The organism is Streptosporangium sp. G11 (genome assembly GCF_051192615.1).
Classification (GTDB): Bacteria; Actinomycetota; Actinomycetes; order Streptosporangiales; family Streptosporangiaceae; genus Streptosporangium.
Genome location: NZ_JBPJUQ010000196.1, coordinates 1 through 4783 on the forward strand (window position 1 = coordinate 1; position 4783 = coordinate 4783).

General features: G+C 66.0%; 3 protein-coding genes and 3 pseudogenes. 2 read left to right on the top strand and 4 right to left on the bottom strand.

Annotated features, from left to right (window positions below):
- Positions 1-63: 63 nt before the first annotated feature.
- Positions 64-1329, bottom strand: a pseudogene (locus ACSDR0_RS49410) (ISL3 family transposase); the annotation flags it as partial.
- 241 nt (positions 1330-1570) lie between these two features.
- Here ACSDR0_RS49410 and ACSDR0_RS49415 point away from each other — a divergent pair.
- A complete protein-coding gene (locus ACSDR0_RS49415; protein ID WP_435295927.1) occupies positions 1571-2254 on the top strand; it encodes a hypothetical protein in 684 nt (227 codons plus the stop codon).
- Between the two features lie 99 nt (positions 2255-2353).
- Here the strand turns inward: ACSDR0_RS49415 and ACSDR0_RS49420 are convergent, their stop codons facing one another.
- From ACSDR0_RS49420 to ACSDR0_RS49430, 3 genes and pseudogenes are all read right to left on the bottom strand, one after another.
- Positions 2354-2740 carry a transposase family protein gene (locus ACSDR0_RS49420; RefSeq protein WP_435295929.1) on the bottom strand — a complete coding sequence of 129 codons (387 nt, stop codon included), beginning with the start codon at positions 2738-2740 and terminating at the stop codon, positions 2354-2356.
- A 20-nt stretch (positions 2741-2760) separates the two neighbouring features.
- Positions 2761-3516, bottom strand: a complete 756-nt coding sequence (locus tag ACSDR0_RS49425) for an integrase core domain-containing protein (RefSeq protein ID WP_435295928.1) — start codon at positions 3514-3516, stop codon at positions 2761-2763.
- A 105-nt stretch (positions 3517-3621) separates the two neighbouring features.
- A pseudogene (locus ACSDR0_RS49430) lies at positions 3622-4095 on the bottom strand (transposase); the annotation flags it as partial.
- A gap of 53 nt (positions 4096-4148) precedes the next feature.
- Between ACSDR0_RS49430 and ACSDR0_RS49435 the strand changes: the two are divergent.
- A pseudogene (locus ACSDR0_RS49435) lies at positions 4149-4554 on the top strand (ISAzo13-like element transposase-related protein); the annotation flags it as partial.
- Between the last annotated feature and the right edge of the window lie 229 nt (positions 4555-4783).

The following is a 4783-nucleotide window of genomic DNA, read 5'->3' on the forward strand; positions in this document are numbered from 1 at the left end:
ACGCCTCAAGATCTACAACCGTCACGAGACATAAATGATCGGCAAACCGATCTATCCGCGCAAGCGCCGTTGCAGTACTAAGTCGATCATCTCGGGGCAGGCGGCGGTGAGCTCGTCACGCAGGCTCTGCTGCTTGACGGTGAGGTTACCGGGCCGTGTGAGCAGGAGCCGGGCCAGGTGGCGCGGTGAGATGGGCGGGCGGTCGCCTTCGACGCGGCCCTGGGTGATGTAGCGATACAAGAGGTTGAAGCTGCCCGAGTAGCCGAGGGTCTTGATCTCGGTGAACAGGTGCAAGATGGGGACGGCGGGGTCGTCGGCACGGCGGCGCCGCAGGTGGTCACGGTAAGGGTCGACCAGGGTGGGCCGGTACTGCGGGGCGCGTCGCAGACGTCCGGGCTCGGGCACGCGCGCGTAGCGCTTGACGGTATTGAGGGACAGGTTCAAGCGGCGCGCGCACTCCAGCAGGCCGACGCCCTTGCCGAGCAGGTCGTGGACCTGGTGCCAGCGCTGCAGGGTGCTTTGTGCTCTGGGGCCGTCCTGCGGGGGCGAGCCGGCCTTGGCCCAGCAGGCACTGTGCGCGGCGACCTCTTTCACGACGACCTGGCCGAGGCCGTGCCACAGGTGCCACCGATCACCGGCCTGGATCGCTTGCGGGAGGGCGCGGCGGATCGCCTCGGCGTAGGTGCCGGAGCCGTCTCGGCACACGACCTGCACTCCGGGATGGGCGCGCAGCCAGACCTCAAGGGTGTCGGCGGTGCGGTCGGCCAAGACGTCGATGCGCTGACGGGTCTCGGCGTTGATGAGCACGGTGGCGTAGCGATGGCGGCGACGCAGGGCGAAGTCGTCCACTCCCAAGACGCGGGGCACCTGAAGCTGCGGCAAGGGCAGCCGCAGCAGGATGCGCAAGGCGGTATGCCGCGACAGGGGCATGGCCAGGGCGGATAGGACTCGCGTGCTGGCACGTCCGGCTAGTTCGCGGACCACAGCGCCGATGTGGCCGCTCAGGCGGGGAGTGCGCCGCTGGTAGCGTTCCAGCACGCCGGGGAGCTGTTCGCGGAAGGTTTGACGGCAGCCTCGCGTCGGGCATATCAGGCGGCGGATCCGCACCGCCACGAGCACGCGGCGTGCGTCGACCGGGACATCAGCCACGCTCCGCTCGTGATAGCCGTGCACGCGTACGGTCTCGGCACCGCAGCCAGGACAGGCAACGGGGCCGTCCGGGGTTCGCGCCTGTACCCGAATTCGTTCGCGCTCGTCCGCCACGTTCTCCACGACCAGCGGCGATAACCCCGCGAACACCACACTCACAAGCTCGTCGACATCATGCATGACTCACCGTGACGCATCAGGGCGTTCCGTCACCACCGAAAGTGAGCCAGAGCCGTTAACTAGACAGACCCACGCGGCCTTGGCCGAGGATAGGCAACCCTGTCGTGGCGCCGGCTGTCGTATGGATGCCCTACCATCCTTGAACGTGACTGGGCATAGTGATGGTGGGTCGCGAAGCATCGATGTCGTCCGGGCGGAGTACGAGCAGTTAATAGAGGCGAACAACTACAGTGCCTCCGCCATGGCGGCCCTGGAGATCGCGCTTCTGTTACACCGCGACGGGCTCGTTGATGAGGCGCGTGTCGCTTATCACGAAGCGCTCACCTTCCGTGTGCCGGAGGTGATCGCCGAGGCGCGCCGACGTGTCGGCTGGGAGTCCCCCGCCGCGCAAGCCTATGACCTCGTACTCAACGAGCGGGGAGATGATGCGGCCGCATTGTTGACCAAGGTGTACGAGCCCTCGAACGTCGGCGAATTCGGTCTGGCCGTGTGCGAGCGAAACTTCGACGAGGCGGCCGACATGATCTACGGCATGGGCGGCGACCTTGAGATCAGTGATGCGGGCCACATCGCGATCGATATGGCCAGCCGCTACCTGCGTGACGAGGACGGCGAGGCGGCCAGCGAGGCGCTCGCACTCGTGGCGGCGACCGACTTCACCTCCGAGCTGTGGAAATACGCGATTGACAGTGGCTCTTTCACGAATTCTCGGGTAGCTGTCGAGGCCGGAACCGCGCTTCTCCAGCTGACACTGGAGAAGCAAGATGTCGACCGTGCGATAGCGATCGTGGAGCGCTCCGAGGCATCCCATCCGAAGGTCGCCGTTATCGGATACCGACTGCTCGCAAGGTTCGCGGAACAGGAGGATGGCCCAGCCGCGGCCGTGAGGTGGAAAGAACGACTCGACCAGTTCACCTCCGGGTGACACCGGGCCGTCATACCACGCTGGCCTGCGTGACTTCCGCGAGCTCGGCCAGCCAGACGACTGAGCTACTCCGCGCAAGGTGTTGATCGCTGAGCCTCGTCATGTGGTGCGGGCGTGGTCGAAGTGGAGCAGGACGAGGGCTGCGGCAACGATGGCGCCGATGCGCCAGGGGTCGACGCTGACGTTGCGCAAGGCCTTGAACGTCACCTTCAGCAGGGCGTTGCCGCGTTCACCGACCGCGCGGACACCGTTGTGGGCCTGGTTGAGCTGCTGCTGCACGAGGGTGAGGCGGCCACCCTTGGGTTTCTTGAACGCCACGGTGACGGTGTTGGCCTCACCTTCGTAGCCCAGGTCGCCGAGGCTGCGCAGGTCGCCGGCAGCCTCGGTCAGGGCGGGCAAGATCTCGCCGTGCGTGCGGACCGCGGTGGTGTCGTGCTCTCGGCCGGGACGCACGTCAGAGATCCAGATCGTGTGGGGCTCAAGAATAGGATTCGGCGTCTGACCTGCTAGTTCTCGGTGGTGTCAGCTAGTGATCTGGTACTCGTGGATGAGGCCGCCAAGGATGGCTCTGCGCTGGACTCGGTGGTCGGCGAGGTCGATGGGGGTTGGCGGTCCGGTTTCGGCTTGGGACGGGACAACTGTCCGATGCCGCGGTGAGGCCGGGCCGTGTTGTAGTGCTCCAGGTAGCGGGTGAGGGTTCGACTCAGATGCTGTTCGTTGAGGATGAGCCTGCTGTGCAGGAGTTCGCGGCGTAGGGTGCCAATGATCCTTTCGCAGTGTGCGTTCGCTTTCGGGGCCTGCGGTGGACTCTTGACGACGCGCAGGCCGGCGTCAGCGAAAACCGTGTCGAAGGCATCGGTGAACTGGCCGCCACGATCGCGGATCAAGAACTTCAGGTTCGTCATATCGGTGTCGGTGTCGGGGTCCATGAGCAAGTTGCGGGCGGCCTGAGCGGCCCACGGGCCCGTGGGGTTGGCGGTGACGCCGAGCAGGTGGGCGCGGCGACTGCCGTGGCCGAGCATGATCAGGGCGTGGAGGCGTTTGAGGTTGACGGTGTCCACGTGCAGGAAGTCGGCGGCGACGATGTGCTCGGCCTGGGCGGTCAGGAATTGCTTCCATGTTGGCCCGCTACGGCGCGGAGCGGGGTCGATCCCGGCCTGGTTCAGGATGTTCCACACGGTGGAGGCGGCGATCTTGTGGCCGAGGCGGGTAAGTTCACCGTGGATGCGCCGGTGGCCCCACCGCGGATTTTCCGCGGCCATGCGCAGGATGAGGGCCTTGACCGCAGCCGCGGTGGGTGGCCGGCCGGGGTCACGTCCAGCGAAGTGGTGTATGAGTTGACCTTCGCGTGATCCTGTTTCTGCAGGTTAAGCGGTAAGTGTCTGTGGAATGGGATTGTGTTGCGGTGTGTCGCTGACGATGACGCGCATTCGGATTTTGGCCAGGACGTCCAGGCCCATGTAGCGGCGGGCCTCGGTCCACTCATCGCTCTGCTCGGCCAAAACCGCGCCGACAAGACGGACGATCGAGGTGCGGTCGGGGAAGATGCCCACCACGTCGGTGCGGCGGCGGATCTCCTTGTTCAACCGCTCCTGAGGGTTGTTCGACCAGATCTGCCTCCAGACCTCTCGTGGGAAGGCGGCGAAGGCAAGGAGCTCTTCGCGGGCTGCGTCCAGGTGCTCACACGCGGCCGGATACTTCGCTTCCAAGGCGTCGATCACCCAGGTGTGCTGGGTGCGCACCGCTTCGCTGGTGGGCTGGTCGAAGATGGTGCGCACCAGCGTGGCCACCCACGGCTGCGCCGATTTGGGTACCGTCGTCAAAAGGTTGCGCAGGTAGTGAAGCTGTGAGGAAATAACACGGCGATTCGATCTTTCGGGTTGGATGTCATGTTATGTCGATCTTGCCTGGCGTTCTCGATCAGCTGGCGTTGAAGTTCGAGGTCATGCTGCCGCATTTGAACGAGCGGCAGCGGCGGTTGCTGATGGCGGCCGAGGCCCGGTTACTGGGGCATGGCGGGGTTCGCTCGGGTCGCTCGGGTCGCTGGGGTCAGCGAGTCCACCGTGCGGAAGGGGGTGTTCGAACTCGAGGACGGCGTGGATGTGCTGCCGGACGGGCGAGTGCGTCGTGAGGGCGGTGGGCGTAAAAGCGTCGAGGAGCAGGACCCCCGGGTACTGCCAGCGCTGTTGGCGCTGGTCGAGCCGGATGAGCGGGGTGACCCGCAGTCGCCGCTGCGGTGGACGACCAAGTCGCTGCGGCGCCTGGCGGAGGAGTTGGCCCGGCGGGGGCATCAGGTATCGCCTTTGGCCGCGACCTCCTCGGCCAGCCGATCGCGCGCGGCCTGCAGTCGAGCTCCGGCGATCACCACGGGATCGGCTCCGGCCGGACGAGACCCCACATCACTTCGGCCGGCCCGGGTCGCCTTGAACCGCGCCGGGATTGCTGGAGGCTTTGATGTACCCCGGCTTTCGTGGAGTCGCCTTGGTTGACTTACATGCCTGCGCCCCCTTCAGGAGAGGCCGGCATGGC